The sequence below is a fragment of the Neotabrizicola sp. VNH66 genome, from assembly GCF_049445895.1.
Taxonomy (GTDB): domain Bacteria; phylum Pseudomonadota; class Alphaproteobacteria; order Rhodobacterales; family Rhodobacteraceae; genus Pseudogemmobacter.
Genome location: NZ_JBMSDW010000022.1, coordinates 1 through 26,218, shown reverse-complemented (window position 1 = coordinate 26,218; position 26,218 = coordinate 1). Strand labels below are relative to the sequence as shown.

Sequence of the window (26,218 nt, the reverse complement as noted above, 5' to 3'; positions counted from 1 at the left end):
ACCAGACCCATGAAGACCAGGCTCCCCCCTCTCGCCCAAGCCGCGCTTGCAGCCGGAATGGCCGCAATGATCGCCTTGGGCGGACCCGCCCGCGCGGAAGAGATCGACCTGAGCAAGGTCACGCTGACCATCGGCATCCAGTCCAGCGGCTCCAGCGCGACCGTGGCCCTGCTTGAGGCTTCGGGCGCCTTCGCAGACACGCCCTATACGCTGGAATGGGCGAATTTCGACGGGGCCAATGCCGCGGTCGAGGCGCTGAATGCCGGGGCGATCGACCTTGATGTCGGCCTGAACTTTTCCGCGCCGGTGCTGAATCAGGCCAATGCCAATACGCCCTGGACGGCCACCGACCGCCCCTTCGTCATCATCGGCGCCGCCAAGCAGCTGAACCGCGCCGGCATTGCGCTGATCGTGCACCCCGATGCCGGGATCGAAACGATTGACGATCTGGTCGGCAAATCGGTCAGCTTTGCCAAGGGCACCGCCAACCACTACTTCTTTGCACTGGCGGCCGAGGCGGCCGGCATCCCGCTGGAAAAGTTCAACCTTGTGCTGATGCCCCTGTCCGAGGCGCGGGCGGCCTTTGTCGGCAAATCCGTCGATGCGCTGGTGACGGCCATCAGCAATTCGCGCCCGCTGGTCACCAGCGGCGACGGCAAGGTGATTGCAACCTCTGAGGGGTTGTTCGACAGCTATGCCTGGTTCGTCGCGCGGCCGGAGACGCTGGAAGACCCGGCCCGCGCCGCGGCCACTGCCGATGTGCTGGTCCGGCTGCAGAAATCGCTGCTGTGGGAATCGCAGAACCTGGATGAAGTCGCCCGGATCTTCGAGGAAACCGGCCGCCAGAAGCCCGAGGATGCCAGACTGAACGCGGCTGAGAACATCACCGCCTATGTCCCCATTGATGCCGAGGTGATCGCGGCCAACCAGCGTCAGGCCGATGTCTTCCACGACGCAGGCGTGGCCAAGACCAAAATCGACGCCGCCCTTGGCTTCGATGACCGTTTCAATGCGGTGGTTCTGGCAAATCCCGGCCCGACGGTGCCGCCCAAGGCCACGAACTGATGCGTGCCGATCTTGCCCTGAAACCCGCCGGACACCGGACGGATCGCGAGGCCGAAAGGCTTCGTCCCGTCCCCCCGCCCGCGGCGGCGGGCGGGGCCTTCTCGGGGCGGGTCGAGGATCTGTCGCGCCCCGAAGGCGCACCGCTGCGCCAGTTCGCGAGCGTTTTTCCCGGCACCGCCTCCGGCGGCGGGCATGCCCCTGCCCTGGCCGTCCATGTGCGCAACCTGCACCGCCGCTTTGACGGGCGCGACGTGCTGTCCGGCATCGACCTTGATATCGCGCCCGGCGAATTCGTCGCGCTGCTGGGACGCAGCGGATCGGGCAAAAGCACCTGTCTCCGGGTTCTGGCCGGGCTGGACGGCGAAGCCTCCGGCACGATCCGGGTCGCGGCCCGGCGGGCGGTGGTGTTTCAGGATGCCCGGCTGATCCCGTGGAAACGGGTTCTGGAAAACGTCACGCTGGGGCTTGGCCTGCGCAACGCCGGCGAAACCGCCCTGCGCGTGTTGAAAGAGGTCGGGCTGGCCGACCGCGCCGGGGCCTGGCCGCTGACCCTTTCCGGAGGAGAGGCGCAGCGCGTGGCTCTGGCCCGTGCGCTGGTGCGGGCCCCCGAATTGATCCTGCTGGACGAACCCTTCGGCGCGCTGGATGCGCTGACCCGGATCCGGATGCATGCCCTGCTGCGCGAATTGTGCAGCCGCTACCGGCCGGCGGTGCTTTTCGTGACGCATGACGTGGACGAGGCGATCCTGCTGGCGGACCGGATCATCGTTCTGGGCGAGGGGCGGATCACGCTGGACCGGCCGGGCCTTCCGCCCGAGACGCGCGACCGCGGCGATGCCAGGGCAATTGCCCTTCGGGGCCAATTGCTGCAAGAGCTTGGGCTGGACAGTGCGGCACAAAAGGCAGCGATGTGAAAGCACCCCTGTGGGCAAATCCCTATGCCGATGACGCCGAGCCGCTTGCCCCGGATTCCGCGCAGCAGAACCTTTCCGTGCTCAAGGCGGTGGCGCTGATCGGCTGCTTCGTGGGCGACAGTCCCGGGGCCACCCTGTCCGAACTGGCCCGGCGCACGGGCATGAATGTCTCGACCGCCTACCGGATGCTGCGCACCCTGACGCATACCGGGGTCCTGATCCGTCTGCCGAATGAAGACCGCTACGTGCCCGGCCCGATGCTGATGGCAATGTCCTGCACGCTGATGTCGCAGGAGGGCTATGCGCGCGAGATGGGCATCCTTCAGGAGCTGGCCACCGCCACCGGCGGCCGGGCCGGTCTTGGGTTCCGGGCCGGAACCTGCGTGGCAATCCTGTTCGCCGCCGGAACAGAGGACCGCGCCCGCAGCGGCTATCGCCCCGGAGAGCGGCTGAACCTGCAATGCACCGCATTGGGCAAGGCGATCCTGTCCGCGCAGCCCCGCCCCGCGCTTCAGATGGCCCGGGCCCTTGGCCCGTTGCAGCCGATGACGCCGCATTCCCTGACCGAACCCGAGGCGCTGGCCGAGGCGATCGAGACGGCCCGCACCTGCGGTTACGCGCTCAGCCGCAACGAAACCCGGATTGGCGTGCTGGATATCGCCGTGCCGCTGCCCGACAGCGGATCGGCAACCGGGACCCGCCTGGCTCTGGGCGTGCAATTCGCCGTTGCCGCCTTCGACCCGCGGCAAGAGGGTGCCATCGCCGCCGCGCTGAAAGAGGCCGCGCAACAGCTGGCCGGCCGGCTGGACCTGCTGCCCTTCTAGCCGCCGCCGGCGCATTGCGGGAAACCCAGCTTCCATCTCTGCACGGTGCCGGCCGCGAAATGCCGCGGCTGTTCGCGGCACGCCTTTGGAGTGGGACCGGGCTGCCTCTGGCCTGTCCGAGGTGCGGCTGTCCAAGGCCATGCCGCCTATTCGCTTGGCGCGTCCAAAGCACAGGTCCTGTGGCATGTGCTCATCCCCAACAGCCTGCCCGCCATCTTTACCGGCGCGCGGGTGGCCATGGGGTCTGCCGGGGCACCGTCGTCGCGGCCGAACTGGGGGCGGCGGAAAAGGGCGCCGGGATGATGATCCTTGTCGCGTCGAAATTCCAGCTGACCGATATCGTCATCATGGGATCATCCTGATCGGGATGATCGGCTACGGCATCGGCCTGCTAATTCCGCTCGCTCCCCCCGGTCAGCCGTCCACGGCTTCCAGAGGTGCCAGAATCCCCGCAAAGCTGCGCAGCAGCCCGGCCATCGGCCCGGCCGCCTCGGCCGGGGGGATGTGGCCGGTCCCGGCAAGCCGGTGCAAACGCGCGCCGGGGATCGCCGCGGCCAGCCCGGCCACCAGATCCGGGGGCGAGGCGCGATCCTCCTCGCCCGCGATCACCATGACAGGAAGCCGCAGCCCTGCCAGCGCGCCGGTCAGATCCGCCGCGGCCAGCGCCTCGCAGGCGGCGATATAGCCCGCCGCAGGGGTGCGGACCATCATGTTGCGCCAGATCGCCAGATCCGGGCCGGCGCGGAACTCCGCCGCGAACCAGCGGTCCATCACGGCATCGGCGATGGATTCCAGTCCGCCCGCACGGATGGCTGCGATCCGGTCCGACCAGCCTTCGGCCGTGCCCATCTTCGCCGCCGTGTTGGACAGGACCAGCCCGCGCAACAGCCCGGGATGCCGCAGCGCCACCGCCTGTGCGATCATCCCGCCGATGGACAGGCCCACCAGCACCACCGGACCCCGTGCCAGCCTGCCGATCAGGGCGGCGGCATCCTCGGCCAGACTGTCGATGGTGACCGCAGCTGCACCATCGGACAGGCCGTGGCCGGGCTTGTCGAACCGGATGCAGCGGAATTCGGGCAACAGCTGCACCACATCGTCCCAAAGCCGCAGATCGGTGCCCAGCGAATTGGCAAAGACCAGCTCCGGCCCGTCATCCGGCCCGTCGATCCGGTAATGCATCCTCCCCCAGGGCCGCAGAAGCGCAGGCATGGTCAGAGCCCCCCGCAGAGATGACGCAACGGCGGGCAGGCACAGGCTTCGGTCATGATCGCATTCCGTTATGGCAAAAACGGCCGCGACCGGAACAAGGCTCCGGTCGCGGCCAGGATGTCGGGCATCCGGGGGCCGGATGCAGGGGAACGGCCCGGCCATCATGGCCGGACCACGGACCCAGAAGCTCAGGCCGCGGCGCGTTTGCGCTGTTCGTTGACCTGATTGTCCACCCCGTCCACCAGCGCGGTCAGGTAGATGTCCCATTCGATCTCGGCAAAGGGGCCGTTCAGGTTGTTGGCATGGATGCTTGCCTCGTCGTCCCGTTCCATCACCCGCGGCACCAGCCCTTCCCGGGTGGCATAGGCGAAATCGTCGTTGATCAGCGGATCGCCCTCGATGTTGATCTGGGTGGTCAGCTTGCGGTGGCCATCGGCGCTGATGAAAAAGTGGATATGCGCCGGGCGCTGGCCATGGCGGCCAAGGGCCGACAGCAGCCGCTCGGTCGGGCTGCCCGGGGGCACGCCATAGCCCGAAGGCAGGATGCTCTGGAATTTGTAGCGGCCGTTCTCATCGGCAAAAATCGTCCGGCGCATGTTGAAGGGCGCCTGCAGCCCGGTGGGGTCGAAATGCGAATAGAATCCGCGGGTGTCGCAATGCCAGACCTCGACCTTGGCACCCGGCAGCGGCTTGCCGTCGGCACCATGCACCACGCCATGCATGATCAGCGTCTGACCTTCGATGTCGCGGCCGTCATCCAGCCGGGCAAAGCCCACCGATTCCGGCGCGCCCGCCACATAGAGCGGCCCCTCGATGGTGCGCGGCGTGGGGTTTTCAATGCCGATGGCGGCGTCGATCGCATCCAGCCGTTCGTCGATGAAATGGTCCAGCCCCAGCCCGGGCGAGATCAGACCCGCCTGACCCGCCGCGCCGATGTCGTTCAGCCAGGCAATGCCGGTCCAGTATTCATCCGGGGTGATGTTAAGATCGTCGATGGCGCGGAACAGGTCCGTCATCAGGCGATGCGTGATCTCTTTCATGCGCGGGCTGCCGCCCGCCTTGTCCAGCCCGCTCAGCACGGTCAGGAACTCCTGCACATCGGGGCGGTCGAAAATCTTGACACTCACGGTCGTTCTCCTCCTGGATTCTTTTGGAAACTGGGTCGGGCCCGCGCCTCCTGCGGCCCGGAATGCGCGATCAGCTGTCGTCGTCACGGATGGCGGACGGATGGCGCAGCAGCGGCTGCACCTCGATATTCATGAAGGGGAACAGCGGCAGGCCGGACAGGATCGCGTGCAGCTCGTCATTGCCGGAGACATCGAAGATGCTGACATTCGAATACTGGCCCGCGATGCGCCAGATATGGCGCCATGTCCCGCGGCGCTGCAGATCCTGCGAATAGGCCTTCTCGCGCGCCAGGATCGCCGCCACCTCGTCCGGCGGCAGGTCGCGGGGGATTTTGACATCCATGCGGACGTGAAACAGCATGCCTCGCTCCTATCCGGCGGGGGTGAATGTGCGGCGCAGACCGTCGCGGGTGAAAAAGGCCACGCGATCCTCATCCAGCGCGATGCCAAGCCCGGGACCCTCCGGCACGGTCAGGTGGAAATCGCTGTAGTCCAGCGGCTCCTGCAGGATTTCCTCGGTCAGCAGCAGCGGCCCGAACAGCTCGGTCCCCCAGTCCAGCCGCGGAAAGGTCGCGAAGAGATGGGCCGAGGCGACGGTGCCCGGCGCCCCTTCCAGCATGGTGCCACCATAAAGCCCGATCCCCGCCGCATCGGCGATGGCCGCCGTGCGCTGCGCGTTGAACAGACCGCCGTTCTGCTCGATCTTGATGGCAAAGACATCGGCGCCATGGACCCGGGCAATCTCGAAGGCCTCTTCCGGCCCGGTGATCGATTCATCCGCCATCAGCGCCACCGGGAACCGCCGCACCAGCCGCGACAGCCCCGCGGCCCGGGCGACGGGTTGCTCCACCAGCTCGCAACCGGCATCGGCCAAAGCGGCCATGCCCCGCGCGGCCTCGGCCTCGGTCCAGGCCATATTCACATCGACGCGCACCGCGGCACGGTCGCCAAGCGCCTGCTTGATCCGCGCCACATGGGCCACGTCCTGATCCACAGCCTTCGCCCCGATCTTCAGCTTGAAGATCCGGTGGCGGCGCAGGTCCAGCATCCGCTCGGCCTCGGCAATGTCGCGCGCCGTATCGCCCGAGGCCAGCGTCCAGGCCACCGGCAGCCGGTCGCGCATCCGCCCGCCCAGAAGCTCGCTCACCGGCAGGCCGACACGGCGGCCCTGCGCATCCAGCAGCGCGGTCTCCACCGCACTTTTGGCGAAACGGTTGTCCTTCACCATCTTGCCGATCCGCGCCATCAGCGCCTGCACCCGCGTCGCATCCTGCCCGATCATCAGCGGCGCGAAATAGGTGTCGATCGCCAGCTTCATGCTTTCGGGGCTTTCGCCGCCATAGGCCAGACCGCCGATCGTGGTGCCTTCGCCGATCCCTGTCACGCCATCGCTGCACCGGACCCGCACCAGCATGAGGGTCTGGCCGTTCATCGTCGCCACCGAAAGCTTGTGCGGCCGGATCGTCGGCAGATCCACCAAGAGCGTTTCGACCCGCTCGACAACAGCGCCGGACGTGACGGGGGACAGGGGGGCAAGGGTCTTGTTCATGCCGGCATCATGCCGCCGGGCGGCGGGCACGTCCAAGATCATTTGCATTTCATATGATACCCAAAAGGTATCAGACAGCCCAAGCCACCCCCCTGCCCTATACCCGTCCGGTATCGGGCGATACCGCTTTTCCCCTTGCGGACGGGTCGGAAATCGGCATCCTTCATGCCTTCGGGCGATACCGTAAAGGTTGCGTCCCTCGGGTTCCGCTCTGGGAGGAGATCATGGAATTCCGGCAGCTCCGCTACTTTCTTGCCGTGGCCGAAGAATTGCATTTCGGCCGCGCCGCCACCCGTCTGGACATGGCGCAGCCGCCCCTGTCGCGCCAGATCGCCGGGCTGGAAGAGGCGCTTGGCGTGCAGCTCTTCGACCGCAGCCGCAGCCAGATCCGGCTGACGCAGGCCGGTCAGGTGCTGCAGGATCACGCGCGCCAGATCATGGACCGGCTGGACACCGCCCGCCGCGAAACCCGGCTGGTCGGGGCGGGCGGGGCCGGACGGCTGCGCATCGCCTTTGTCGGATCGGCCTCGCACGGGCCGCTGCCCATGCTGATCAAGGCCTATCGCGCCACCTACCCCGAGGTGGAGCTGGCCCTGTCGGCGCTGAACAATGCCGAACTCCACCGCGCGCTGATCACCCGCGAAATCGACATTGCCGTCGCGCGGCCCGAACTGAAGGACGAAGAATTCCGCCGCGAACTGCTGTTCCGCGAAAAGCTGATCCTTGCCCTGCCCGAGGATTCGCCGCTGGCGGCGGCCGAGACGGTGCGCTTTGCCGATCTCTCCGACCAGACCTTCGTCCTTTACCCCCGCCGCCCGCGGCCCAGCTATGCCGATGTCGTGCTGGGAATTTGCGAGCGCGAAGGCTTCAAACCCGCAGGCCTTGAACTGACGCAGGATTTTCAAAGCGCGATTTCGCTGGTCTCCGTCGGGGTGGGCCTGTCGGTGGTGCCGGAATCGGTCAGCCGCACCACACGGCCGGGCGTCATCTACCGCCCCTATTCCGGCCACAACCCCGGCACCGGCCTGACCGTGCATGCGCGGCTGGACAACCGCGCGCCGCAGGTCCTGAACTTCATGGAAACCACCCGGAAATTCGCCCGGGCCGCCACAGCGGCCGCCCCCGTCCCGGCCGCCGGCTGAACTATCCCCCGACCCTATCCCCCGTCGCGCCGGTGGCCCAGACGGTTGGAAATCTGCCGGGCCGCCTCGACCGTGACAGAACGGAAGGCCCGGGGCTGGCGGGCGTGGCGGCTGGCCGGAACCGTCATCGACAGGACCGCGACCGCCCGGTCGGCATGGTCCAGCACCTGCGCCGCCAGACAGACCAGATCGCCATCATCGGAAATGGGACCGGCGGCAAAGCCCTCGGCCGCCAGCGCGGCCAGCTCCTCCCGCATCCCCTCGCGGGAGGTGATGGCCCCGCCCGGACGCGCCTGTTCGTCCAGCCAGGCCTCCAGCCGCGCCGGGGTGAAAGCAGCCAGATGCAGGCGTCCCGGCGGCGCCCGGTGCAGCGGCAGGTGCGGACCGATGACCCCCGGCGCAACCCGCAGCGGACGGGTGCCCTCCATCGCCTCGACCAGCAGCAGCCGGCCATGATCATGCATGGTCAGATGCAGCGTCTCGCCATGGTCGGCCGCCAGCTGCGTCATGACCGGCCGTGCGGCCTCGACCAGGGCCGAGCTGTCTTCCAGCGCATGATACAGCGTGGCGACCAGCGGGCCCAGCCGGTAGCGCCCCCGCTCCACCTTGCGCAAGAGACCGATCCCCGCCAGCCCCTCCACCAGATCATGTGTGCCGCTGACCGAATTGCCGATGGCCCGCGACAGGGCGGTGACGCTGTGCTCCGGCTGACTTGCCGAAAAGCAGCGCAGGACTTCCCCCAATTTCCGGATTGTCTTCATTTTGCGTCCCTCCTCTCGCTCCTCTTTTCAGATACTTTCCGGTATTGCCGGAAAAGGAACAGGTATGACCCGATACCTTCCGGCATTCCCCGGCCGCTGTCAGTCTTTGCCCGGGAAACGGCGGCACCCTGCCGCAGGGAGGACGACATGAAGGATCAGGGCAGCGCCACACAGGCGCCCTATACCGGCACCGAATTTCTGGACAGCATCCGCGACGGGCGCGAAATCTATATCCATGGTGAGCGGGTGAAGGATGTCACCACGCATCCCGCCTTCCGCAATTCGGCCCGGATGGTGGCGCGCTGGTATGACAAGCTGAACGCTGAAAAGGCCACGCTGGGCCGGCCCACCGACACCGGTTCGGGCGGCTGGACGCATCCGTTCTTCATGGGCACCAAAACGGCCGAGGAGCTGGTGGCGGGCCGCGATGCCATCGCCGCCACGCAGCGGGTGGCCAACGGCTGGATGGGCCGGTCGCCGGATTACAAGGCGGCGTTTCTGGGCACCCTTGGCGCGAATGCCGGATTCTACGGCGAATATTCCGGCAATGCCAAGGCCTGGTACAACCGCACGCAGGAACGTCTGGATTACTGGAACCACGCCATCGTCAACCCGCCCATCGACCGCCATCTTCCGGTGGAAGAGACCGGCGATGTCTATATGCAGGTGGAAAAGGAAACCGATGCGGGCCTGATCGTGTCAGGCGCCAAGGTGGTGGCCACCGGATCGGCGCTGACGCATTACAATTTCATCGCGCATTACGGCATTCCCATCAAAGAGAAGAAATTCGCCCTGATCTTCACCGCGCCGATGGACAGCCCCGGGGTCAAGCTGATCAGCCGCGCGTCCTATGAGCTGAACGCGGCGGTGATGGGCACGCCCTTCGACTATCCGCTCTCCAGCCGTCTGGACGAGAACGACGCAATCCTTGTCTTCGACAAGGTGCTGGTTCCGTGGGAAAATATCTTCATCTACGGCGATATCGAGAAGATCAACGCCTTCTTCCCGGCCTCGGGCTTTGTGCCGCGCTTCACCCTGCACGGCACCACCCGGCTGGCGGTGAAGCTGGATTTCATCTCGGGCCTGTTCTCGATGGCGCTGGAGGCGACCGGATCGGGCACCTTCCGCGGCCCGCAAACCGCCGTGGGCGAGGTTCTGGGCTGGCGCAACCTGTTCTGGGGCCTGTCCGACGCCATGGTGAAAAGCCCGATCCCATGGCAGGGCACGGATGGCTATGTGCTGCCCAACATGAATTACGGGCTGGCCTACCGCATCTTCGCACCGATGGCCTACAGCCGGATCAAGGAACTGATCGAACGGCACGTCGCCTCGGGGCTGATCTACCTGCCCTCCTCCTCGCTGGACTTCGCCTCGGATGCCGTGCGGCCCTATCTGGACCGTTTCGTCCGCGGCTCGAACGGGATGGTGGCCATCGACCGGGTGAAGCTGCTGAAACTCCTGTGGGATGCCATGGGTTCGGAATTCGGCGGGCGGCATGAGCTTTACGAGACGAACTATGCCGGCAACTACGAGAATATCCGCATCGAAACCATGCTGACCGCCCAGGCCACGGGTGAGATGGCCACGCTGCAGCAGATGGTCCGCGACTATATGGCGGAATATGACCTGACCGGCTGGACCGCGCCTGATCTGATCAACCCCTGGGACGTGAACCGCCTGAAGGCCGGTTTTCAGGGCTGACCCTGCGGGCGGCCTCCTCCGGCCGCCCCATCCCTGACCGCAGCGGAGGGCAAGATGGCTCTGGATTTCACCGGCATTCCCGCGCGCATCGTGACCGACCGGCAGATCGCGCTGCCCGCCAGCCTGTTAGCCATCGGTGCCTTCGACGGGGTGCACCGCGGCCATCAGGCGCTGATCCGCACCATGGTGGCCGAGGCGCGCGCCGCGCAGCTGCCCGCGGTGGTCTGGACCTTCGATCCGCCGCCCAAGGTGCATTTCGGCCGCGCCGCGCAACTTCTGCCGCTGCCCGAAAAGCTCTCGCGGATCGCCGCACTCGGCCCCGACTGGATCGTGGTGGCCTCCTTCACCGCGGCCTATGCCCGCCGCAGCCCTGCCGCGTTTCTGGCCGATCTGGCCCGCATAGGCCCGCAGCAAATCCATGTCGGCGCGGATTTCCGCTTTGGCGCGCGGCAACAGGGCGATGTGGCGCTGCTGGCTGAGCGGTTTCCCGTCGCGCTGGCCCCGCCCACCTGCTGTGCCGCCGGAGAGACCATCTCCTCCAGCCGCATCCGTGCGCTGCAGGCCGCGGGTCAGCGGGACGAGGCCACCCGCCTTCTGGCCCCGCCGCCCGCGCTGATGGCGCTTGGCGCGGCGCTTCTGACCCATGATATCCGGCACAGAGAGGACGATCATGTCTGGATTTGACGCGCGCGACCTGCGCAACGCCTGCGGCAGCTTCGCCACCGGCGTCACCGTGATCACCACCCGCACGGACGAGGGCGACCATGGCATGACAGCCAATGCCTTCATGTCGGTCTCGCTGGATCCGCCGCTGATCTCGATCTCGCTGGACCACAAAAGCCGGATGCGCGACCGCATCCGCACCGCGGGGCGCTATGCCGTCAGCGTTCTGGGCGGCGAGATGGAGCATATCGCCTGGCACTTCGCCGGGCGCCACAATCCCGATCTGTCCGCCATTCTGGAGCGGCGCCACGGTCTTCCCGTCGTGCCCGGCGCCGCGGCCATCTTCCTGACCGAGGTGGCGCAAGAGGTGGAGGCCGGGGATCATACCCTGTTCATCGGCCGCGTGACGCATCTGGAGCGGCGGCCGGAGGCAGAGCCGCTGCTGTTCTGCGGCGGCCGCTTCGCCCGGCTGGCCGCAACGGTGTAGTGGCCTGATCCGGTCACGCCGAAAGTCGAATAAAATCAGACCGGCCTCGGATCAAATGGGCAAAATTATGGAATTTTGCGCATAACACGAAGGTTTCCCCTAAGGCGAGAACCACGGCAGCGCAGATTCCACGTCCAAACGCGCAGGACACCATGGCATCCGCAGATTCCGGGCGTGAAATCAAGATCTTGGCGCCACCACCCACCGGGACACGGGGCCTTCCCTACATTCTCAATCGGTCGTTTGCAGGCATCACCCCGAATTGAAAACGCGGGCAGCAGCCCCCTGCCCCATCTTCCCCGCGGGGAAGGTCAGGTCAGGTCGGCCAGCATCTGCGCCACCGCCGCCTCCAGCCGCCGCCGGTCCACGGTCGAGAAATCGCAGTCCAGCCGCAGCTCCAGCCGTCCATTGGCCGCGGTGCATTTTGCCGTACCAAGGGTCGAGGTCACCTGGAACGTGGTGCGCGCCTTGCCCGCACTGCGCGGCGGGGGCGCCGGTGCGGCCGGTGTGGCAGGGGTCTCCTCCCCCCCTGCCCCGGCCGCCCGCCGCAACAGCTCCACCTCGTCACTCGCCGACCGGGTTTCCCATCCGCGCAGCGCCGTGCGGATCTGCGCCGCCACCTCGGGCCGGTCCTCCAGCACCGCGGCCAGCTTCAACCCAACCGCGCGCGGAATGTGCTGGGGATAGCGCAGATCCTCGCCAAGCCGCGCCATCAGCCGGATGAACTGGCGGATATAGCTGCGCTTCTGATACCCGGCCGACCGGAACAGCTCGGCCACCACCCGGTCGGGATCGGTTTCGCGCGTACCGGGATCGGCGGCGTAATGCAGCGCCATCTGCGCCATCTCGGCAAAGGAAATATCCTTGCGGACAAGGTTCTCATCCACCATCCGGCGGTAAAGCCCCTCGACATCTTCCCCGCGGGGAAGGATGCCCGCCGGGATGCGGCCCCAGGTCTCGGCATCGCCTGTCTCTTCCAGCAGCGCGCGATAGGCCGATAACCGCCGGAACCCCTGCACCAGCTCATACCGGCCATCCTCGCGCGGCTCCACCCGGATCGGGTTCGAGAGGCCAATGTCGCGAAGCGAAACCTTCAGCTCCTCCAGTTCCTGATCGTCGCCCTTGGCCCGGTCCCGTGCCAGCTTGACCGCATCCACCATGTCCAGCGGCACCAGATCGACGATCAGGCCCAGCTGTTTCATCCGCACATGCTCGGCCGCCAGCCGGTCATTCTCGGCGCGGATCTCGGCCTCCACAGCCTGCCTTTCGCGCAAGGACCCGGCATTCTCGGTGATCGCCGCCGCCATGGGCGAGCGGCGGATCGGCGCCTCCTCGACCTTCCCCGCGGGGAAGGTCTGCGGCTCTTCGGGAAGGTCGATCTCGAAGGTGCGGCGCTTCTTCATTGCTCATCCTCCAGCTTGTCCCAGGCGCCCAGCACACAGGCCTTGAACTCTTCATAGCCCCGGTCGAACGAGGCGCGGGCACGGCGCCAGGTCTCGCGCGTCATGGTGCGGTAGTCGATCTCATAGACCGACGAAAGAAAGCGGCCGGACTGTTCCACGGCCCGCGTCATCTCGATCGGTTCTTTGCAGACGGTGTCGCCAAACACCTTGCGGAAGGCTTCCAGCATCGCGCGATGCAGCTCGTTCCCCGGCTCATACCGGGTCATCAGAAAGCGGATATCCAGAAACGCCTTGGGCAGGCGCATCTTCCCCGCGGGGAAGGTCGCATCGAAACCGGCCGCCAGATCACCCAGAGCCTCGGCCAGCTGACCGATGAAGGAAGTGGTCGAATCGTATTCCCAATAGCCGGGCCCCGAGGGGATATAGAGCACATCCGCCGCGAAGACCGCGTTCATCGACTGATAGCCGATGGCGGGCGGGCAGTCGAAAATCACAAGGTCATAGGCATCCGGCGTCAGCGCATCCAGATAGCGCGCCACCGGGGCAAAGAACGACCAGTCGGGATTCAGGTGGCGATACTGCGCGCTGGCAAATTCGACAAAGGCCGCATTGGCGCAGGAGGGGACAATATCAATGGTGGGCCAGGCGGTCGGACGGATGAAATCGGTCACGCGAAGATCGCCCAGCCCCAGGTCGCGGACCGCGGCAGGCAACCGGCGCTGCGGCACCGCGGTGCCGCTTTCCGCAGCGCGGGGGGCGGCATTCATCCGGTCCGTCTCGCGCACCAGGTCGCGGGCGATGACGCCCCAAACCGTCAGCTCTTCGCTGACGTCATGCAGCCCCATCGAATGGGTCAGCGTGGCCTGCGGGTCGAAGTCGATGACAAGGACACGGTAGCCGTCCAGCGCCGCCGCATGGGCCATGTGCAGCGCGACGGTGGACTTGCCCGCACCACCCTTGAAGTTCGAGATAGCCACCCGCACCGCCCGCTTGCGCGCCGGACGCCGCGGCATCAGCGTCGCACGGTTGATCTTCATCTTGCGGCGCAGCTCGTTGATCTCGGTCAGGCTGAACCAGCGCTGGCGGCCGTCCTCCTCGACCTCACCCCCGGGCAGGTCGGGGTCGGCGGCAAGGCGGCCGCGGAAGGTGGAGTGGTTGATGCGGAAGATCAGCTCGGCCACCTCCCAGCTGGAGAAGCGGCGCAGGGTCTTTTCATTCTCGGGCGAGAAGGTCTGCCGCCGGATGTGACCCTGCATCTTCAGCGACTGCGCCTGAAGTGCGGCCAGGTCTTCGTGGGTGAACATGCCTGTTTCCGTTCCTGCAACGTAAATTATCCTCAAAGACAGAAATACGCCGGATTTGCACGAACCGCAAAACCTTAGTTATGATAAACAGCCGAAACAGCAGCTTTGCGGATTACCGAGGTGGGGCAGGGGGTTGCCGATTCGGGCGCGGGACCGGGCAGGCCCACCGAAGACAGGCCTGAGTTCCCGCATTTGGGGGACAGAAGGGCGCCCCACACCAAGGATTGAGGGGACATTGCTGTCAATTGGGGGGACAGATAAGATGTCCCCCAATACCATCTGAACCTTTTCATTCGATCTGATGAAGACACAGGGCAGAGCCGAATGACAAACCACGCTTGACAGAATCGAAGCTGCGGACGTTAATGCCCATCATCCGGCGAAAAGCGTTGAGAGACGGCAGGCGAAGCAGCCAGAAGGCGTAGATGCCCCGCCGTCCAGGAACAGCGTTGCGGACAGATGATAAGAGATCAAGGTGGGCAAACCACCCGAGGGCAGAGCATGTTGACGAAAAAGGCGGTCGGCCGCGGCAGTGCCACGCGCAAATATGACCTTCTGACCATTCTTGGCACCTATGCCCTGTCGCAGGACCGCAGCCTGCAGCGTCAGACGCTGCGGCTGATCTGCCTGATCACCGCGCGCTACAACTGGCAACACGATCAGCTGTCGGTGGGTCAGGCCGAGATCGCGCGGCTGTGGTCTGTCGATCCCCGCACGGTCAAACGCGAAATGGCCGCATTCCGGGACCGCGGCTGGCTGGTCGAGAAGCGGGCCGCCGCCCGGGGGCGTGTCACGCTGTACGGTCTGGGGATCGCCCGCATTCTGGAAGACACCCGCCCGGTGTGGGAGCGGGTGGGGCCCGATCTGACCGAACGGCTGGCAGCGCCCGAGGCGCCGGTTCCCGAAGCTGCGGCTGCGACGGGGGCGACGATCATCCCGTTCCCGACGCCGCAGGTTCCGGCCGAGGATACCCGCTGGGGCCAGCTGGCGCGGCGTCTTCTGGCACAGGATGCCGCGGTCTTCGGCGCGTGGTTCGCCGGATTGCAGGAGGTGCCTGCCGCGCCGGGCGAGCTGGTGCTGAAGGCGCCGAATGCCTTTCATGCAAGCTATATCAAGACCCATCTTCTGGCCCGGATCGAAGCGGTCAGCGGGCCCGGGCTGACGATCCGGGTGATCTGACGCCACGGCGGGCGACGCATTTTTTCCCGAAGCCTCGCGCCGGGAAATCTTCTGCGGGAAATTGTCGCCTTGAGAAATCTGCGTGTCCCCTGCACCTTTCGGGGGCAGAGCATGCAGTCGAAGGCGACCGAACCAGCCATGCAGATCCGGGTGCAAGACCATGGGACGAATGGCAGGGCAGGGGTATCCTTCTCCGCAGGTGCTTCTGAACCCGCCTCGGAAGGACATGGCCCATGTTCGGACTGACTGCCCTTGAACTGGCCCGCATCCAGTTCGGCTTTACGATTTCTTTCCACATCATCTTTCCGGCAATCACCATCGGGCTGGCCAGCTATCTTGCCGTGCTGGAGGGGCTGTGGCTGTGGAAGAAGAACCCGGTCTACCGCGACCTATATCATTTCTGGTCCAAGATCTTTGCGGTGAACTTCGCCATGGGCGTCGTGTCGGGCCTTGTGATGGCCTATCAGTTCGGCACGAACTGGAGCTACTTTTCCGCCTTTGCCGGATCGGTGACGGGGCCTTTGCTGGCCTATGAGGTGCTGACCGCCTTTTTCCTTGAGGCGGGGTTTCTGGGGGTGATGCTGTTCGGGTGGCACCGGGTCGGGCCGGGGCTGCACTTCTTCTCGACGGTGATGGTGGCGCTTGGCACGCTGATTTCGGCCACCTGGATTCTGGCCTCGAACAGCTGGATGCAGACGCCGCAGGGGTTTGAGATCATCGACGGCATTGTGGTGCCGGTGAACTGGGTCGAGGTGATCTTCAATCCGTCCTTCCCCTACCGTCTGGCGCATATGGTGACGGCGGCCTTTTTGTCCACGGCTTTGTTCGTGGGGGCCAGCGGGGCGTGGCACCTGCTGCGCGGCAATGACAATCCGCGGGTGCGCAAGATGCTGTCCATGGCGATGTGGATGCTGCTGCTGGTGGCGCCGCTGCAGGTGGTGCTGGGCGACCAGCACGGGTTGAACACGCTGCAACACCAGCCCGCTAAGATTGCCGCGATGGAGGGGCATTGGGAAAACACCCCCGGCGAGGGGGTGCCGCTGATCCTGTTCGGCTGGCCCGATCAGGCGGCAGAGGTCACCCGCTGGAAGATCGAAATCCCGAACCTGTCCAGCCTGATCCTGACCCACAGCCTAGACGGGCAGTTTCCCGGGCTGAAGGAATTCGCGCCCGAGGACCGCCCGCCGGTGGCGGTGGTGTTCTGGACGTTCCGGATCATGGTGGGCCTTGGCCTTCTGATGGTGACGCTGGGGCTTTGGTCGGCATGGCGGCGATGGCGCGGCAGGCTGTATGAGGGGCGATGGTTCCTGCGGTTTGCGCTGGCGATGGGGCCATCGGGGCTGATCGCCATTCTGGCGGGCTGGTATACGACCGAAATCGGCCGTCAGCCGTGGATCATCTACGGGGTGATGCGGACGCGGGACGCGGTGTCGGACCATTCCGCGCTGACGATGAGCGTGACGCTGGTGGCCTTCATCCTTGCCTATTTCTGCGTCTTCGGTTTCGGCACCCGCTATATGCTGCAGCTGGTGGGCAAGGGGCCGGAGGCGGGCGAGGAAGATCCGGCCACGGCGAATGACGACCCGGGCCAAAGCCCGGCCAGACCGCTTTCGGCCGCGCCGGACCTGAGCAAGGAGGATTGAGCCATGGGTATTGATCTGCCGATCGTCTGGGCCGTCATCATCGCTTTCGGGTTGATGATGTATGTGATCATGGACGGGTTCGATCTGGGCATCGGCATCCTGTTCCCGTTTCTCAAAGGAAGCGAGGATCGGGATGTCATGGTGAACACGGTCGCCCCGGTCTGGGACGGCAACGAGACCTGGCTGGTTCTGGGGGGGGCTGCGCTGATGGCGGCCTTTCCGCTGGCCTATTCGATCCTGTTGACGGCGCTGTATATTCCGCTGGCGATCATGCTCTTGGGGCTGATCTGGCGAGGGGTGGCGTTCGAGTTCCGCTTCAAATCCGATGAAACGCACAAGCCGTTCTGGGACAAGGCCTTCATGGCGGGTTCAGTCACGGCGACCTTTTTTCAGGGCGTCTCGCTTGGTGCATTCCTGAACGGGTTCGAGGTGGAGGGCGCGCGCTATCTGGGCGGCGCGATGGACTGGCTGACGCCGTTTTCCATCTTCACCGGCTTTGGCCTTCTGGCGGCCTATGCGCTTTTGGGGGCGACCTGGCTGATCCTGAAGACCGAGGGTGCGCTGCATGACCGGCTGGTCGTGCTGGCGCGGCCGCTGCTTCTGGTGCTGCTGGTGGCGATGGCGGGGGTCAGTCTCTGGACGCCGCTGGCGCATCAGGCGGTGGCGGACCGCTGGTTCAGCCTGCCGAACCTGTTCTTCTTCGCGCCGGTGCCGGCGCTGGTGGCGCTGACGGCGGTGCTGCTGATCCGGTCGCTGCGGACCGGCGATCCGGGGCCGACGCCGTTCCTCCTGACGCTGTTCCTGCTGTTTCTGGGCTATACCGGTCTTGGGATCAGCATGTGGCCCTATATCATCCCGCCCGAGATCACCCTGCGCGAGGCGGCGGCACCGCCGCAGAGCATGGGCTTTGCCCTTGTAGGCGCGCTGCTGATCATTCCGGTGATCCTGGCCTATACCGCGTGGTCCTATTACGTGTTTCGCGGCAAGGTGCGGGCCGGGGACGGGTATCACTGATGAAACGCGTCAGGATCGGGCGGACCTCGGACGCGCCGGAGTCCTGGGCAAAACGGCTGGGCTGGCTGGCGCTGATCTGGGCGCTCAGCGTGCTGGGGCTGGGGGCCGTGGCCTATGTGTTCCGCGTCGTGATGAAGCTGGCGGGGCTAAGCCTCTGAGCCCGCGGGGCGCAGGCCACAGCAAAGCTGCGGCCTGCCGGGCGCGCGGCGTTCAGCCCGCCGGGGGTTTCCACATGTGACCGTCCAGCGGGGTGGGATCGGTGTCGATCTGGTCCCAGTTGCGGGTGATGCGGAAATGCTCCGCCTCATCCTCCATCCACAGGGCATGGGTCAACCCGTGGATCAGCGGCGGCAGCCCGTAGCGGATGCCCGACAGCGACGCGCCGGAATGCGCATTGGTCACCGTGGCGCCGTAGTTGAAACACCAGATATTGGCCAGAACCGGGGTCTTGCCCGGCACCCGTTCGACAAAGCGCAGGTCGCGCGTCAGATAAGGATAGGTGATCAGCCAGTTGTCGGGCTGCCCCTCGGGCGGGGTGAACACATCCTGCCACAGCGCGATATTGTCGGCGAAGGGGGCCAGTTCCCGCCGGTTGGCCGCGTCGATGGAAAAGCCGGTGCCGATGAAGATATGGTCGAATTCCTCGACCGAGCCGTCCGAGGCGGTGATGCGGATGCGGCCTTCCGGGGTCATGGCGGCATCGGTCCAGGTGGCCCCGGCATGGACGGTGAAATTCGGGAACATGGCGCAGCGGTCCACGCCATCCTGCGTGGGCGGCTGGCCATAGGTGAAGATGGCCTGAATCCAGCGCCATTTGTCGTCATCCGACATCGAGGCGAAATGGCGCAGATAGCCCGCCTTTTCCAGATAGCGGAAGGCGTTGGAGGTCAGGATCTGCTTGCGCCGCATGAACAGGGTGACATGGCCCGCGCCCAGTTCCAGCAGATCTGCCCCGCGGTCCCATGCGGTGGCCCCGGCACCCAGAATTGCCACCTTGCGGCCCTTCCAGTCCAGACTGTCCACGTCATCTGTGCAGAGCGTATAGGCCGAGGGCGGAAGCTTGTCGCGCACGAAGGCGGGCACGTTCCAGTTGCCCATGCCCTCGATCCCGGTGGCCAGCACGACCTTGCGGGCGATGACATGGCGGCCGTCGGCGGTTTCCACCCGGACAAAGGCGCCGTCCTGCACAAAACCCGTCACATCGGCATCGTTGCGCACCGGCAGGGCAAGCACCTCGCGGAACCATTCCAGATAGGCGTGCCAGGTCTGGCGCGGCCATTTGTCCAGCTGGTGCCAGCCCTCCTCGCCATAGATCGCCTCGAACCAGCTGCGGGGCGCCAGTGAGGGCATACCCAGTTCCGGCCCCGATACATGCTTGGGCGAACGCAGGGTCCACATCCGGGAATAGGTGATCCACGGCCCCTCTTGCCCGGCGGGCATCCGGTCAAGGATCAGGAAATTGTTCACCCGCTCCTGCCGCAGGGCATGGCCGAGGGTCAGACCGCACTGGCCGCCGCCGACGATGACCACATCATAGACATGCTGGCCCGAAGGATGCTGCCGGGGGATCACCCATTCGTCGCGGGGGTAAAGCAGGATCTCGATATCGTGGCGGACCCGGTCGGAGAGGGCGGCGATCCGCGCTTCGGCATCCGGCAGCGGAAGCTGGCGGAAGACGGGTTTCAGGCCGGTGCGGATCTCTTCATGGGCAAGCGCCGTCAGTCGAATCAGCCAGTCGCGGTAACCGGGGCGCTGCGAGGAATGTCCGTCTGAGGGCAGGAATTCGGAGTGCTGCATATTTTGTGGGCTTCCCTGTAACGATTCTAGCTGTGAGTCACTGTTTTCACGCGCATATTCCGGTTTCTTCTGATATATCACTATTGATATTTGTCAAATATCCATGATCGTAGCACTTGAGGCCGCACAGAGAGGCGGCCCTGGACCCAGCCCACAGGCCAACCCAAAGGAAGGTATGCGACATGACGAGATTCGGACGGCGGACCCTGCTGAAATCCGGTGCAGCCGCGGCATTGCTGGCGGCCTTGCCCGCCCGCGTTCTGGCGCAGGATGGCGACATCCATATCGCGATCGCCGGCCCGATGACGGGCGACAGCGCCTCGATGGGTCTGAACGCGCAGCGTGGCGCGGCGGCGGCGATGGAGCTGATCAATGCGGCGGGCGGGGTGAACGGCCGCAAGATCGTGGTCGAATTCTTCGATGACATGGGCCAGCCGCGCGAGGCGGCCTCGGTCGCGCGCCGGATCGTGGATGCGGGCATCTATGCCGCCGTCATCGGCCATGTGAATTCCTCCTGCACGCTGGCGGCCATGCCGATCTATGCCGAAACCGGCCTGCCGGTGCTGTGCGGGTCGTCCTCGAATTCGCAGGTCACGGAATCGGGCTGGACCAATATCATCCGCTGCACCATCCGCGACGATTATGGCGCGCAGCAATATTCGGCCTATGCGGTCAACAATCTTGGCAAGAAGAAGCTGGGCATCCTGTTCGCCAATGACGATTTCGGCCGCGGCCTGCGCGACAAGATGATGATCGCGGCCGATGCCCTGGGCGCCGAAGTGGTGGCCGATGCGGGCTTTACCCCGAATGTGGACAAGGATTTCTCGGCCATCGTCACCGATTTCGTGGCGAAGGGCGTCGAGGTCTTCATGCTGAACTGCAACTATACCGAGGGCGGGTTGTTCCTGGGTCAGGCGCAGTCTCTGGGCGTCAGCGGCATTCCGACGGTGGGGCCGGATTCGCTGCTTTACAACGAATTCATCGAACTGGCGCAGGGCGCGGCCGAAGGCGCGAACGTGTTGGCGGCCTATGACCCCTATTCGGCCAATGAAAAGACCGTGGCCTTCATGGCCAAATTCGCCGGCGATTACGATGCGCTGCCCAGCCAGGTGGCGGTGTTCACCTGCGATCTGCTGATGCTGGTGCAGACGCTGATGGCGGGCGGGACCGAGGCGGCGGATCTGATCGCGGCAGCAAAGGCCGCGACCTTCGAAGGTGTGGGCGGCACCTACAACTGGAACGAAAAGGGCGATGTCGAAAACCGCACCTTTGCCGTTGTCACCGTCAAGGACGGCGCTTTCGCCTCGACCGGGATCACCGTCGATGAGACCGGGCTTGAGGTCCTGCGCTGATCCCGGCGGCCCCGTGCCCTGCTGAGATCCCCGGTGGCGGCCCCGCGTGAGGGGCGGCCGCTCACTTGCCCGCATCTCCGGTTCCGGCCGGCGATGCGGGTCTTCCCGTTCCGCCGGCCCAAAGGTGACCGATGGTCTATTATCTTGAGCAACTGTCCAACGGACTGGCGATCGGCAGCATTTATGCGCTGATCGCTTTGGGATATTCCCTTGTCTATTCCATCCTGAACCTGATCAACTTCGCCCATGGCTATGTGATCATGGTGGGCGCTTTCGTCGCGCTGCAGCTTCTGGCCCTGGGTGTGCATCCCGCGTTGGCGGTGCTGCTGGCCTGCTGTTCCGGCGCGCTGATCGCCATGCTGGTCGAGCGGATCGCCTATCGTCCCGTCCGCCATGCCAACCGGGTGATCCCGATGATCTCGGCGCTTGGGGCGGGGCTGGTGCTGTCTGCCGCGGCACAGCTGATCTGGGGGCCCGAGGTGCGGTCCTTTCCGCAGCTGATCCCGCGGTTCCCGGTGGAAATCGGCGGGGTGACTTTGTCGTCGCAGTCGCTGGTGATCCTGGCGATTTCGGTCGTGCTGGTGGTCGCCTCGTCCTGGTTTTTGCACCGCACCCGCTTTGGCCTTGCGGCGCAATGCGTGCGGCAGGACATGGTGGCGGCACAGCTGATGGGCATTCCGGTCAATACGGTGATCGTGGCGATCTATGCGCTTGGCGGTTTCCTTGGCGTGGCGGGGTCGATCCTCTTTGCCATGTATTTCAACGCGGTCTTCATCCAGATGGGCCTTCTGGCCACCACCAAGGCCTGGGCGGCGGCCATGCTGGGCGGGATCGGCAGCTTTCAGGGCGCGTTCTGGGGCGGCATCCTTCTGGGTCTGGCCGAGACGCTGGCCGTGATCACCGTGGGGTCGGCCTATCGGGACGGGGTCAGCATGGCGATCATCGTGGGCGTCCTGCTGCTGCGGCCCGCGGGCCTGTTCGGCACCACCATCAAGGAGCGGTCATGACACAGACCCTTGCCTCACTGGCACCCGCCCCGCGCCTGCGCGGCCTTGCGGTGCTTTTGTTCGTGCTGGCGCTGGCGGTGCTGCCTCTGGTGCTGCCCGGCCGGTTCTGGCTGCATATCGTCAGCCTGACGATGATCTACACCATCTTCGTGCTGGGCCAGAACATCGTGACGGGCTGGGCCGGGATGCTGACCTTGGGTCAGGCGGCCTTTGTCGGCATGGGGGCCTATACCTCGGTCATCCTGACCATGCAGTATGGCGTGCCATGGCCCCTGGCCGCACTGGCTGCGGGGACGGTGGCGGGGATCACCGGCGCGCTGCTGTCGATCCCCTGCCTGCGGGTGAAGGCGGATTTCCTGTCGCTGGTCACCATCGCCTTCAACCAGATCTTCTTTGTCGTCGCCAACAACTGGATGGATCTGACCCGCGGACCGATGGGCATTCCGGGCGTGCCCGCCATGGGGGCCTTCGGCTGGCAGGCCACCACCGCGGCCCAGCAGTTCTGGCTGATCTTGGCTGTGGTGATCGTGCTGTTCGTGATCGTCGGGCGGCTGACCCGCGGCCCCATCGGACGGGCGTGGAAGATGGTCCGCGATGACGAGATTGCCGCCGGCACCATCGGGGTGAATGTCACCGGCTACAAGGTGCTGGCCTTCGGCGTGGGCTGCTTTCTCTGCGGTCTGGGGGGCAGCATCTACGGCCATTACATGCGCTTCATCTCGCCCGATATGTTCAAGCTGGAAGAGTCGCTTCTGCTGATGCAGATGGCCATTCTGGGCGGGCTTGCCTCGATGCCGGGCACCGCGCTTGGCGTCTTCCTGATGATCGCCATCCCCGAGGCGCTGCGTTCGCAGGAGCCGTGGCTGATCACCGCACGTCCCGGGATCGCGGGGGCGATGCTGGTCCTGCTGATGATCTTCCGGCCGAACGGTCTTCTGGGTCTGGGCGAGACGCCGCCCATCCTGCGCAAGCTGCGGGCGGCCCTGCCGTGGGGAGGTGCGAAATGACGCTTCTGTCCTGCGAAGGCATCAGCAAGAGCTTTCTGGGCGTGAAGGCGCTGGTCGATGTGTCGATCAGCGTGGCCGAGGGCGAGACTTTGGGGATCATCGGCCCCAACGGCTCGGGCAAGACCACCTTCTTCAACATCCTCTCGGGGCTGGAACGGGCCGATGCGGGGCGAATCCTGCTGGAGGGGCGGGATATCACCCGCACCCCGCCGCACCGGATTTCCGCCCAAGGCATCGTGCGGACCTTCCAGAACCTGCGGCTGTTCGGCGGGATGACCGCTTTGGACAATGTGATCTGTGGCGGCCACAAGGAGGCGCCTACCGGGTTTCTGGGACAGATCGCCCAGACCGCGCGCGTTCGCCGGGCAGAGGCCGAGGGGCGCGAGCATGCGCGCGCCTGTCTGGCCGATGTGGGGCTGGGCGCCTATGAGAATGCCTTCACCACGCAACTGTCCTATGGCCAGACCAAGCGGCTGGAACTGGCGCGGGCGCTGAACGGGCGGCCGCGCATCCTGCTTTTGGACGAGCCGACTGCCGGCATGAACGACGTGCAGGCGGGCGAGATCCTTGAACTGGTGGCCGCCATGCGCCAGCGCCACGCGCTGACGCTGATCGTGATCGAACATAATGTGCCGGTTCTGGCGCGCTTTGCCGACCGGATGGTCGTCATGGATGCGGGGCAGAAGCTGGTCGAGGGGCTTCCCGGCGATGTCGTGCGCGATGCCCGGGTGATCGAGGCCTATCTGGGAACGGGGGCGGCATGACGCTGGAAATCGAAGATCTGCGCGCAGGCTATGGCGACCGCGTCATTCTGGACGGGCTGAGCATGCGCATCGACACGGGCGACCGTATCTCGCTGATCGGGCACAACGGTGCGGGCAAAAGCACGATCATCAAGGCGATCACCGGCCAGATCCGGCCGCGGTCCGGGGCGATCCGATTTGACGGTCAGCCGATCACGCGCATGGACACGGCTGACCTTGTGCCTTTGGGCATCGTGCAGGTGCCGCCGGGCCGCCGGGTGTTTCCGCGGCTGTCGGTGGAACAGAACCTGCGGATGGGGGCCTATACCCGCAAGGACCGGGCCGGGATCGCCGGGGATATCGCGGCGACCTATGACCGCTTTCCGGTGCTGGCGCGCAAGCGGGCACATGCGGCGGGCACCATGTCGGGCGGGGAACAGCAGATGCTGGCCATCGCCCGCGCGCTGATGTCGCGTCCGCGGCTTCTGCTGGTGGACGAACCCTCGCTCGGCCTGTCGCCACTGATGGTGGAACAGGTGTTCGAATTTCTGGGCGGGCTGAAGGACAGCGGCGTCTCTATCGTTCTGGCCGAACAGAATGTGCGGATGGCGCTGAAGGTCACGGATCGCGCCGTGGTTCTGTCGCAGGGGGCGGTGCGGTCGGACATGTCGGCGGCGGCGCTTTTGCAGGATGCCGAGTTCCGGCGCACCTATCTGGGCGGCTAGGGCGCGCAGACGGGTTGCAAAGCTGCGCATGTTTGTAATATATCACTATGAATATTGTGGATCATCTTAGGCTTCGGCCAGGATCCGCAGAGGAAAGGTCGGAAGATGAAGATCCTTGTTCTCAACCCCAACGGTTCGTCCGAGGTGACCGAGACCATTGCCCGCAGCATTGCGCCGCTGCGCGGGCGGACGGGGCATGAGATCGTCTGCGACTATATCCCCTCGGCCCCGCAAGGCATTGAATCCGATGCCGATGTGGCCTTTGTGGCGCCCTTGGTGGTAGAGATCGTCGCGAAAGGCAATGCCGATGCCTATGTCATCGCCTGCTTCTCGGACCCCGGGGTCGAGGCGGCGCGCAAGGTGACGACGAAACCGGTGATCGGCATTGCCGAAGCGGCCTATTACGCGGCCCTGCAGCAGGCGCCGCGCTTCGGGGTGGTCTCGCTCGGTCCGGCCTCCATCGCGCGCCACGCCGCCCATATCGGCCGGCTGGGGCTGGCGGGGCGTCTGGCGGGGGACCGGGCGGTGCAGATGTCCGTCGCCGAAGCGGCGGATGCCCATGGCGCCCGCGCCCCGGTGGAACGTGTCGCCTCGACCCTGCGGGATGAGGATGGGGCAGGGGTGGTGATCCTGGGCTGCGCGGGGATGGGCGGCCACCGGCCCGCGCTTCAGGAAAGCCTTGGCATGACGGTGATCGACCCGGTGCAGGCCGCCGTGGCCGCCGCGATCAATGCGCTGGACCTTGGCTATACGGGGGCGGTGTGACCATGGATCTGTTGATCAGGGGCACCATCGTCACCCCCGGCGCGGTGCTGGACGGCGGCTGGGTCGCTGTGAAGGACGGACGGATCGCCGCGGTGGGGCAGGGTGAGGCGCCCGCGGCCGCCCGCGTGCAGGATTACGGCGCGGCGCTGGTGTTGCCCGGTGTGGTGGATGGCCAGACCCATGCCACCAGCTACAAGGGTCTGCCCGGAATCGCGGACACGACCCGTTCGGCGGTGGCCGGCGGGGTCACCACGCTGGTGGACATGCCCTATGACAATCCGCTGCCGCTGGACAGGCCCGAACGGCTGGCCGACAAGGTGGCCGCCATCCATGCGCATTCCCATGCCGATATGGCGCTTTACGGCACGGCCACCCGTGAAACCGGGGTGGAAAACATTTCCGCGCTGATCGGCGGCGGCGTCTGCGCCTTCAAGATTTCCTCTTTCGAAAGCAGCCCGACCCGGTTCCCCCGCATTGCCAGCGATCTGACGCTGGATCTGTTCGAGGCGCTGGCGGGCACCGATCTGCCGCTTGGCCTGCACAATGAAAATCAGGAAATCGTCATGACCCGCATGGCGCGGGCCCGCGCCGCGGGGCAGGACGGCATCGCGGCCCATGCCACGGCGCGGCCGGTGGCGGCAGAACTGGCGGCCACGGCGGAATTCATGGCGCTTGGGATGGCGGCGGGGGCGCATGCCCATCCGGTGCATCTGACCACGGGCGAGGGGTTCGGCATCACCGAGGCCTTTGCCCGCATGGGCGCGCGCGCCACGGGGGAACTCTGCGTGCATTACCTGTGGTTCGACGCGGCCCGCGACGGTGAACGGCTGGGCG

Annotated in this window: 25 protein-coding genes and 2 pseudogenes; 19 read left to right on the top strand and 8 right to left on the bottom strand. The window is 65.8% G+C overall.

Features of this window, described 5'->3' with window-relative positions:
• The first annotated feature begins 9 nt into the window (after positions 1-9).
• The 4 genes and pseudogenes from ACO2Q5_RS21140 to ACO2Q5_RS21125 form a co-directional block, all read left to right on the top strand.
• A complete protein-coding gene (locus ACO2Q5_RS21140; protein ID WP_423294756.1) occupies positions 10-1,065 on the top strand; it encodes an ABC transporter substrate-binding protein in 1,056 nt (351 codons plus the stop codon).
• On the top strand, positions 1,065-1,979 hold the full coding sequence (locus ACO2Q5_RS21135; protein WP_423294754.1) for an ABC transporter ATP-binding protein: 915 nt from the start codon (positions 1,065-1,067) through the stop codon (positions 1,977-1,979). The genes ACO2Q5_RS21140 and ACO2Q5_RS21135 overlap by 1 nt, the downstream gene beginning before the upstream one ends.
• Complete coding sequence (locus tag ACO2Q5_RS21130) at positions 1,976-2,803, top strand: IclR family transcriptional regulator (protein ID WP_423294752.1); 828 nt, start codon at positions 1,976-1,978, stop codon at positions 2,801-2,803. The genes ACO2Q5_RS21135 and ACO2Q5_RS21130 overlap by 4 nt, the downstream gene beginning before the upstream one ends.
• Before the next feature lie 100 nt (positions 2,804-2,903).
• Positions 2,904-3,209, top strand: a pseudogene (locus ACO2Q5_RS21125) (ABC transporter permease subunit); the annotation flags it as partial.
• 8 nt (positions 3,210-3,217) lie between these two features.
• On the opposite strand, the gene pcaD reads toward ACO2Q5_RS21125, so the two are convergent.
• The 4 genes from pcaD to ACO2Q5_RS21105 all read right to left on the bottom strand — a co-directional run bounded on the left by pcaD (position 3,218) and on the right by ACO2Q5_RS21105 (position 6,691).
• Positions 3,218-4,015, bottom strand: coding sequence for a 3-oxoadipate enol-lactonase (pcaD, locus tag ACO2Q5_RS21120; protein ID WP_423294750.1), 798 nt, complete (start codon positions 4,013-4,015; stop codon positions 3,218-3,220).
• A gap of 188 nt (positions 4,016-4,203) precedes the next feature.
• On the bottom strand, positions 4,204-5,142 hold the full coding sequence (gene catA, locus ACO2Q5_RS21115; protein WP_423294748.1) for a catechol 1,2-dioxygenase: 939 nt from the start codon (positions 5,140-5,142) through the stop codon (positions 4,204-4,206).
• A gap of 70 nt (positions 5,143-5,212) precedes the next feature.
• Positions 5,213-5,503: a muconolactone Delta-isomerase gene (gene catC, locus ACO2Q5_RS21110; RefSeq protein ID WP_423294746.1), complete on the bottom strand. Its 291-nt coding sequence runs from the start codon at positions 5,501-5,503 to the stop codon at positions 5,213-5,215.
• Positions 5,504-5,512: 9 nt separating this feature from the next.
• Positions 5,513-6,691: a muconate/chloromuconate family cycloisomerase gene (locus ACO2Q5_RS21105; protein ID WP_423294744.1), complete on the bottom strand. Its 1,179-nt coding sequence runs from the start codon at positions 6,689-6,691 to the stop codon at positions 5,513-5,515.
• Positions 6,692-6,915: 224 nt separating this feature from the next.
• Between ACO2Q5_RS21105 and ACO2Q5_RS21100 the strand changes: the two genes are divergently transcribed.
• Entirely contained in the window at positions 6,916-7,833 is a 918-nt protein-coding gene (locus tag ACO2Q5_RS21100) for a LysR substrate-binding domain-containing protein (RefSeq protein ID WP_423294742.1), read from the top strand.
• A gap of 14 nt (positions 7,834-7,847) precedes the next feature.
• Here ACO2Q5_RS21100 and ACO2Q5_RS21095 read toward each other — a convergent pair whose 3' ends face one another.
• On the bottom strand, positions 7,848-8,594 hold the full coding sequence (locus ACO2Q5_RS21095; protein WP_423294740.1) for an IclR family transcriptional regulator: 747 nt from the start codon (positions 8,592-8,594) through the stop codon (positions 7,848-7,850).
• Between the two features lie 147 nt (positions 8,595-8,741).
• Between ACO2Q5_RS21095 and ACO2Q5_RS21090 the strand changes: the two genes are divergently transcribed.
• From ACO2Q5_RS21090 to ACO2Q5_RS21080, 3 genes are read left to right on the top strand one after another with little or no spacing between them, the layout of a single operon-like run.
• The gene (locus tag ACO2Q5_RS21090) at positions 8,742-10,295 is read left to right on the top strand and encodes a 4-hydroxyphenylacetate 3-hydroxylase N-terminal domain-containing protein (protein WP_423294738.1); all 1,554 of its coding nucleotides are present in this window, start codon (positions 8,742-8,744) and stop codon (positions 10,293-10,295) included.
• Positions 10,296-10,349: 54 nt separating this feature from the next.
• Entirely contained in the window at positions 10,350-10,979 is a 630-nt protein-coding gene (locus ACO2Q5_RS21085; protein ID WP_423294736.1) for an FAD synthetase, read from the top strand.
• Positions 10,966-11,445, top strand: a complete 480-nt coding sequence (locus ACO2Q5_RS21080; RefSeq protein WP_423294734.1) for a flavin reductase family protein — start codon at positions 10,966-10,968, stop codon at positions 11,443-11,445. Before ACO2Q5_RS21085 ends, ACO2Q5_RS21080 begins: the two co-directional genes overlap by 14 nt.
• A gap of 311 nt (positions 11,446-11,756) precedes the next feature.
• Here ACO2Q5_RS21080 and ACO2Q5_RS21075 read toward each other — a convergent pair whose 3' ends face one another.
• A complete protein-coding gene (locus ACO2Q5_RS21075) occupies positions 11,757-12,848 on the bottom strand; it encodes a ParB/RepB/Spo0J family partition protein (RefSeq protein ID WP_423294732.1) in 1,092 nt (363 codons plus the stop codon).
• Positions 12,845-14,152, bottom strand: coding sequence for an AAA family ATPase (locus ACO2Q5_RS21070; RefSeq protein ID WP_423294730.1), 1,308 nt, complete (start codon positions 14,150-14,152; stop codon positions 12,845-12,847). Before ACO2Q5_RS21070 ends, ACO2Q5_RS21075 begins: the two co-directional genes overlap by 4 nt.
• A 501-nt stretch (positions 14,153-14,653) precedes the next feature.
• Between ACO2Q5_RS21070 and ACO2Q5_RS21065 the strand changes: the two genes are divergently transcribed.
• The 4 genes from ACO2Q5_RS21065 (at position 14,654) to ACO2Q5_RS21050 (ending at position 18,146) form a co-directional block, all read left to right on the top strand.
• The gene (locus ACO2Q5_RS21065) at positions 14,654-15,331 is read left to right on the top strand and encodes a hypothetical protein (protein ID WP_423294728.1); all 678 of its coding nucleotides are present in this window, start codon (positions 14,654-14,656) and stop codon (positions 15,329-15,331) included.
• 233 nt (positions 15,332-15,564) lie between these two features.
• A complete protein-coding gene (locus tag ACO2Q5_RS21060) occupies positions 15,565-16,974 on the top strand; it encodes a cytochrome ubiquinol oxidase subunit I (RefSeq protein WP_423294726.1) in 1,410 nt (469 codons plus the stop codon).
• A gap of 3 nt (positions 16,975-16,977) precedes the next feature.
• A complete protein-coding gene (gene cydB / locus ACO2Q5_RS21055; protein ID WP_423294724.1) occupies positions 16,978-17,988 on the top strand; it encodes a cytochrome d ubiquinol oxidase subunit II in 1,011 nt (336 codons plus the stop codon).
• Positions 17,988-18,146 (top strand): DUF2474 domain-containing protein, encoded by a 159-nt coding sequence (locus ACO2Q5_RS21050; protein WP_423294722.1) that lies wholly within the window; start codon positions 17,988-17,990, stop codon positions 18,144-18,146. The genes cydB and ACO2Q5_RS21050 overlap by 1 nt, the downstream gene beginning before the upstream one ends.
• A 52-nt stretch (positions 18,147-18,198) precedes the next feature.
• On the opposite strand, the gene ACO2Q5_RS21045 is transcribed toward ACO2Q5_RS21050, so the two are convergent.
• Complete coding sequence (locus ACO2Q5_RS21045; RefSeq protein WP_423294720.1) at positions 18,199-19,785, bottom strand: NAD(P)-binding domain-containing protein; 1,587 nt, start codon at positions 19,783-19,785, stop codon at positions 18,199-18,201.
• A 182-nt stretch (positions 19,786-19,967) separates the two neighbouring features.
• Between ACO2Q5_RS21045 and ACO2Q5_RS21040 the strand changes: the two genes are divergently transcribed.
• The 7 genes and pseudogenes from ACO2Q5_RS21040 to ACO2Q5_RS21010 all read left to right on the top strand — a co-directional run.
• A complete protein-coding gene (locus ACO2Q5_RS21040) occupies positions 19,968-21,137 on the top strand; it encodes an ABC transporter substrate-binding protein (RefSeq protein ID WP_423294718.1) in 1,170 nt (389 codons plus the stop codon).
• Between the two features lie 131 nt (positions 21,138-21,268).
• Complete coding sequence (locus ACO2Q5_RS21035) at positions 21,269-22,144, top strand: branched-chain amino acid ABC transporter permease (protein ID WP_423294716.1); 876 nt, start codon at positions 21,269-21,271, stop codon at positions 22,142-22,144.
• Complete coding sequence (locus ACO2Q5_RS21030) at positions 22,141-23,151, top strand: branched-chain amino acid ABC transporter permease (protein ID WP_423294714.1); 1,011 nt, start codon at positions 22,141-22,143, stop codon at positions 23,149-23,151. Before ACO2Q5_RS21035 ends, ACO2Q5_RS21030 begins: the two co-directional genes overlap by 4 nt.
• Entirely contained in the window at positions 23,148-23,915 is a 768-nt protein-coding gene (locus ACO2Q5_RS21025) for an ABC transporter ATP-binding protein (protein ID WP_423294712.1), read from the top strand. The genes ACO2Q5_RS21030 and ACO2Q5_RS21025 overlap by 4 nt, the downstream gene beginning before the upstream one ends.
• Positions 23,912-24,619: an ABC transporter ATP-binding protein gene (locus ACO2Q5_RS21020; protein WP_423294710.1), complete on the top strand. Its 708-nt coding sequence runs from the start codon at positions 23,912-23,914 to the stop codon at positions 24,617-24,619. Before ACO2Q5_RS21025 ends, ACO2Q5_RS21020 begins: the two co-directional genes overlap by 4 nt.
• 105 nt (positions 24,620-24,724) lie before the next feature.
• Positions 24,725-25,384, top strand: coding sequence for an aspartate/glutamate racemase family protein (locus tag ACO2Q5_RS21015; protein ID WP_423294708.1), 660 nt, complete (start codon positions 24,725-24,727; stop codon positions 25,382-25,384).
• Between the two features lie 2 nt (positions 25,385-25,386).
• Positions 25,387-26,218, top strand: a pseudogene (locus ACO2Q5_RS21010) (dihydroorotase); the annotation flags it as partial.

Excerpts from the sequence above, each read along its gene's own strand:
- catC (WP_423294746.1), bottom strand. The coding sequence starts at position 5,503 with ATGCTGTTTCACGTCCGCATGGATGTCAAAATCCCCCGCGACCTGCCG.
- ACO2Q5_RS21080 (WP_423294734.1), top strand. The coding sequence starts at position 10,966 with ATGTCTGGATTTGACGCGCGCGACCTGCGCAACGCCTGCGGCAGCTTC.
- ACO2Q5_RS21135 (WP_423294754.1), top strand. The coding sequence starts at position 1,065 with ATGCGTGCCGATCTTGCCCTGAAACCCGCCGGACACCGGACGGATCGC.
- ACO2Q5_RS21105 (WP_423294744.1), bottom strand. The coding sequence starts at position 6,691 with ATGAACAAGACCCTTGCCCCCCTGTCCCCCGTCACGTCCGGCGCTGTT.
- ACO2Q5_RS21045 (WP_423294720.1), bottom strand. The coding sequence starts at position 19,785 with ATGCAGCACTCCGAATTCCTGCCCTCAGACGGACATTCCTCGCAGCGC.
- ACO2Q5_RS21035 (WP_423294716.1), top strand. The coding sequence starts at position 21,269 with ATGGTCTATTATCTTGAGCAACTGTCCAACGGACTGGCGATCGGCAGC.
- ACO2Q5_RS21015 (WP_423294708.1), top strand. The coding sequence starts at position 24,725 with ATGAAGATCCTTGTTCTCAACCCCAACGGTTCGTCCGAGGTGACCGAG.
- ACO2Q5_RS21090 (WP_423294738.1), top strand. The coding sequence starts at position 8,742 with ATGAAGGATCAGGGCAGCGCCACACAGGCGCCCTATACCGGCACCGAA.
- pcaD (WP_423294750.1), bottom strand. The coding sequence starts at position 4,015 with ATGCCTGCGCTTCTGCGGCCCTGGGGGAGGATGCATTACCGGATCGAC.
- ACO2Q5_RS21095 (WP_423294740.1), bottom strand. The coding sequence starts at position 8,594 with ATGAAGACAATCCGGAAATTGGGGGAAGTCCTGCGCTGCTTTTCGGCA.
- ACO2Q5_RS21065 (WP_423294728.1), top strand. The coding sequence starts at position 14,654 with ATGTTGACGAAAAAGGCGGTCGGCCGCGGCAGTGCCACGCGCAAATAT.
- ACO2Q5_RS21030 (WP_423294714.1), top strand. The coding sequence starts at position 22,141 with ATGACACAGACCCTTGCCTCACTGGCACCCGCCCCGCGCCTGCGCGGC.
- ACO2Q5_RS21070 (WP_423294730.1), bottom strand. The coding sequence starts at position 14,152 with ATGTTCACCCACGAAGACCTGGCCGCACTTCAGGCGCAGTCGCTGAAG.
- ACO2Q5_RS21050 (WP_423294722.1), top strand. The coding sequence starts at position 17,988 with ATGAAACGCGTCAGGATCGGGCGGACCTCGGACGCGCCGGAGTCCTGG.
- ACO2Q5_RS21075 (WP_423294732.1), bottom strand. The coding sequence starts at position 12,848 with ATGAAGAAGCGCCGCACCTTCGAGATCGACCTTCCCGAAGAGCCGCAG.
- ACO2Q5_RS21020 (WP_423294710.1), top strand. The coding sequence starts at position 23,912 with ATGACGCTGGAAATCGAAGATCTGCGCGCAGGCTATGGCGACCGCGTC.
- ACO2Q5_RS21140 (WP_423294756.1), top strand. The coding sequence starts at position 10 with ATGAAGACCAGGCTCCCCCCTCTCGCCCAAGCCGCGCTTGCAGCCGGA.
- ACO2Q5_RS21085 (WP_423294736.1), top strand. The coding sequence starts at position 10,350 with ATGGCTCTGGATTTCACCGGCATTCCCGCGCGCATCGTGACCGACCGG.
- ACO2Q5_RS21100 (WP_423294742.1), top strand. The coding sequence starts at position 6,916 with ATGGAATTCCGGCAGCTCCGCTACTTTCTTGCCGTGGCCGAAGAATTG.
- ACO2Q5_RS21060 (WP_423294726.1), top strand. The coding sequence starts at position 15,565 with ATGTTCGGACTGACTGCCCTTGAACTGGCCCGCATCCAGTTCGGCTTT.
- ACO2Q5_RS21040 (WP_423294718.1), top strand. The coding sequence starts at position 19,968 with ATGACGAGATTCGGACGGCGGACCCTGCTGAAATCCGGTGCAGCCGCG.
- ACO2Q5_RS21025 (WP_423294712.1), top strand. The coding sequence starts at position 23,148 with ATGACGCTTCTGTCCTGCGAAGGCATCAGCAAGAGCTTTCTGGGCGTG.
- cydB (WP_423294724.1), top strand. The coding sequence starts at position 16,978 with ATGGGTATTGATCTGCCGATCGTCTGGGCCGTCATCATCGCTTTCGGG.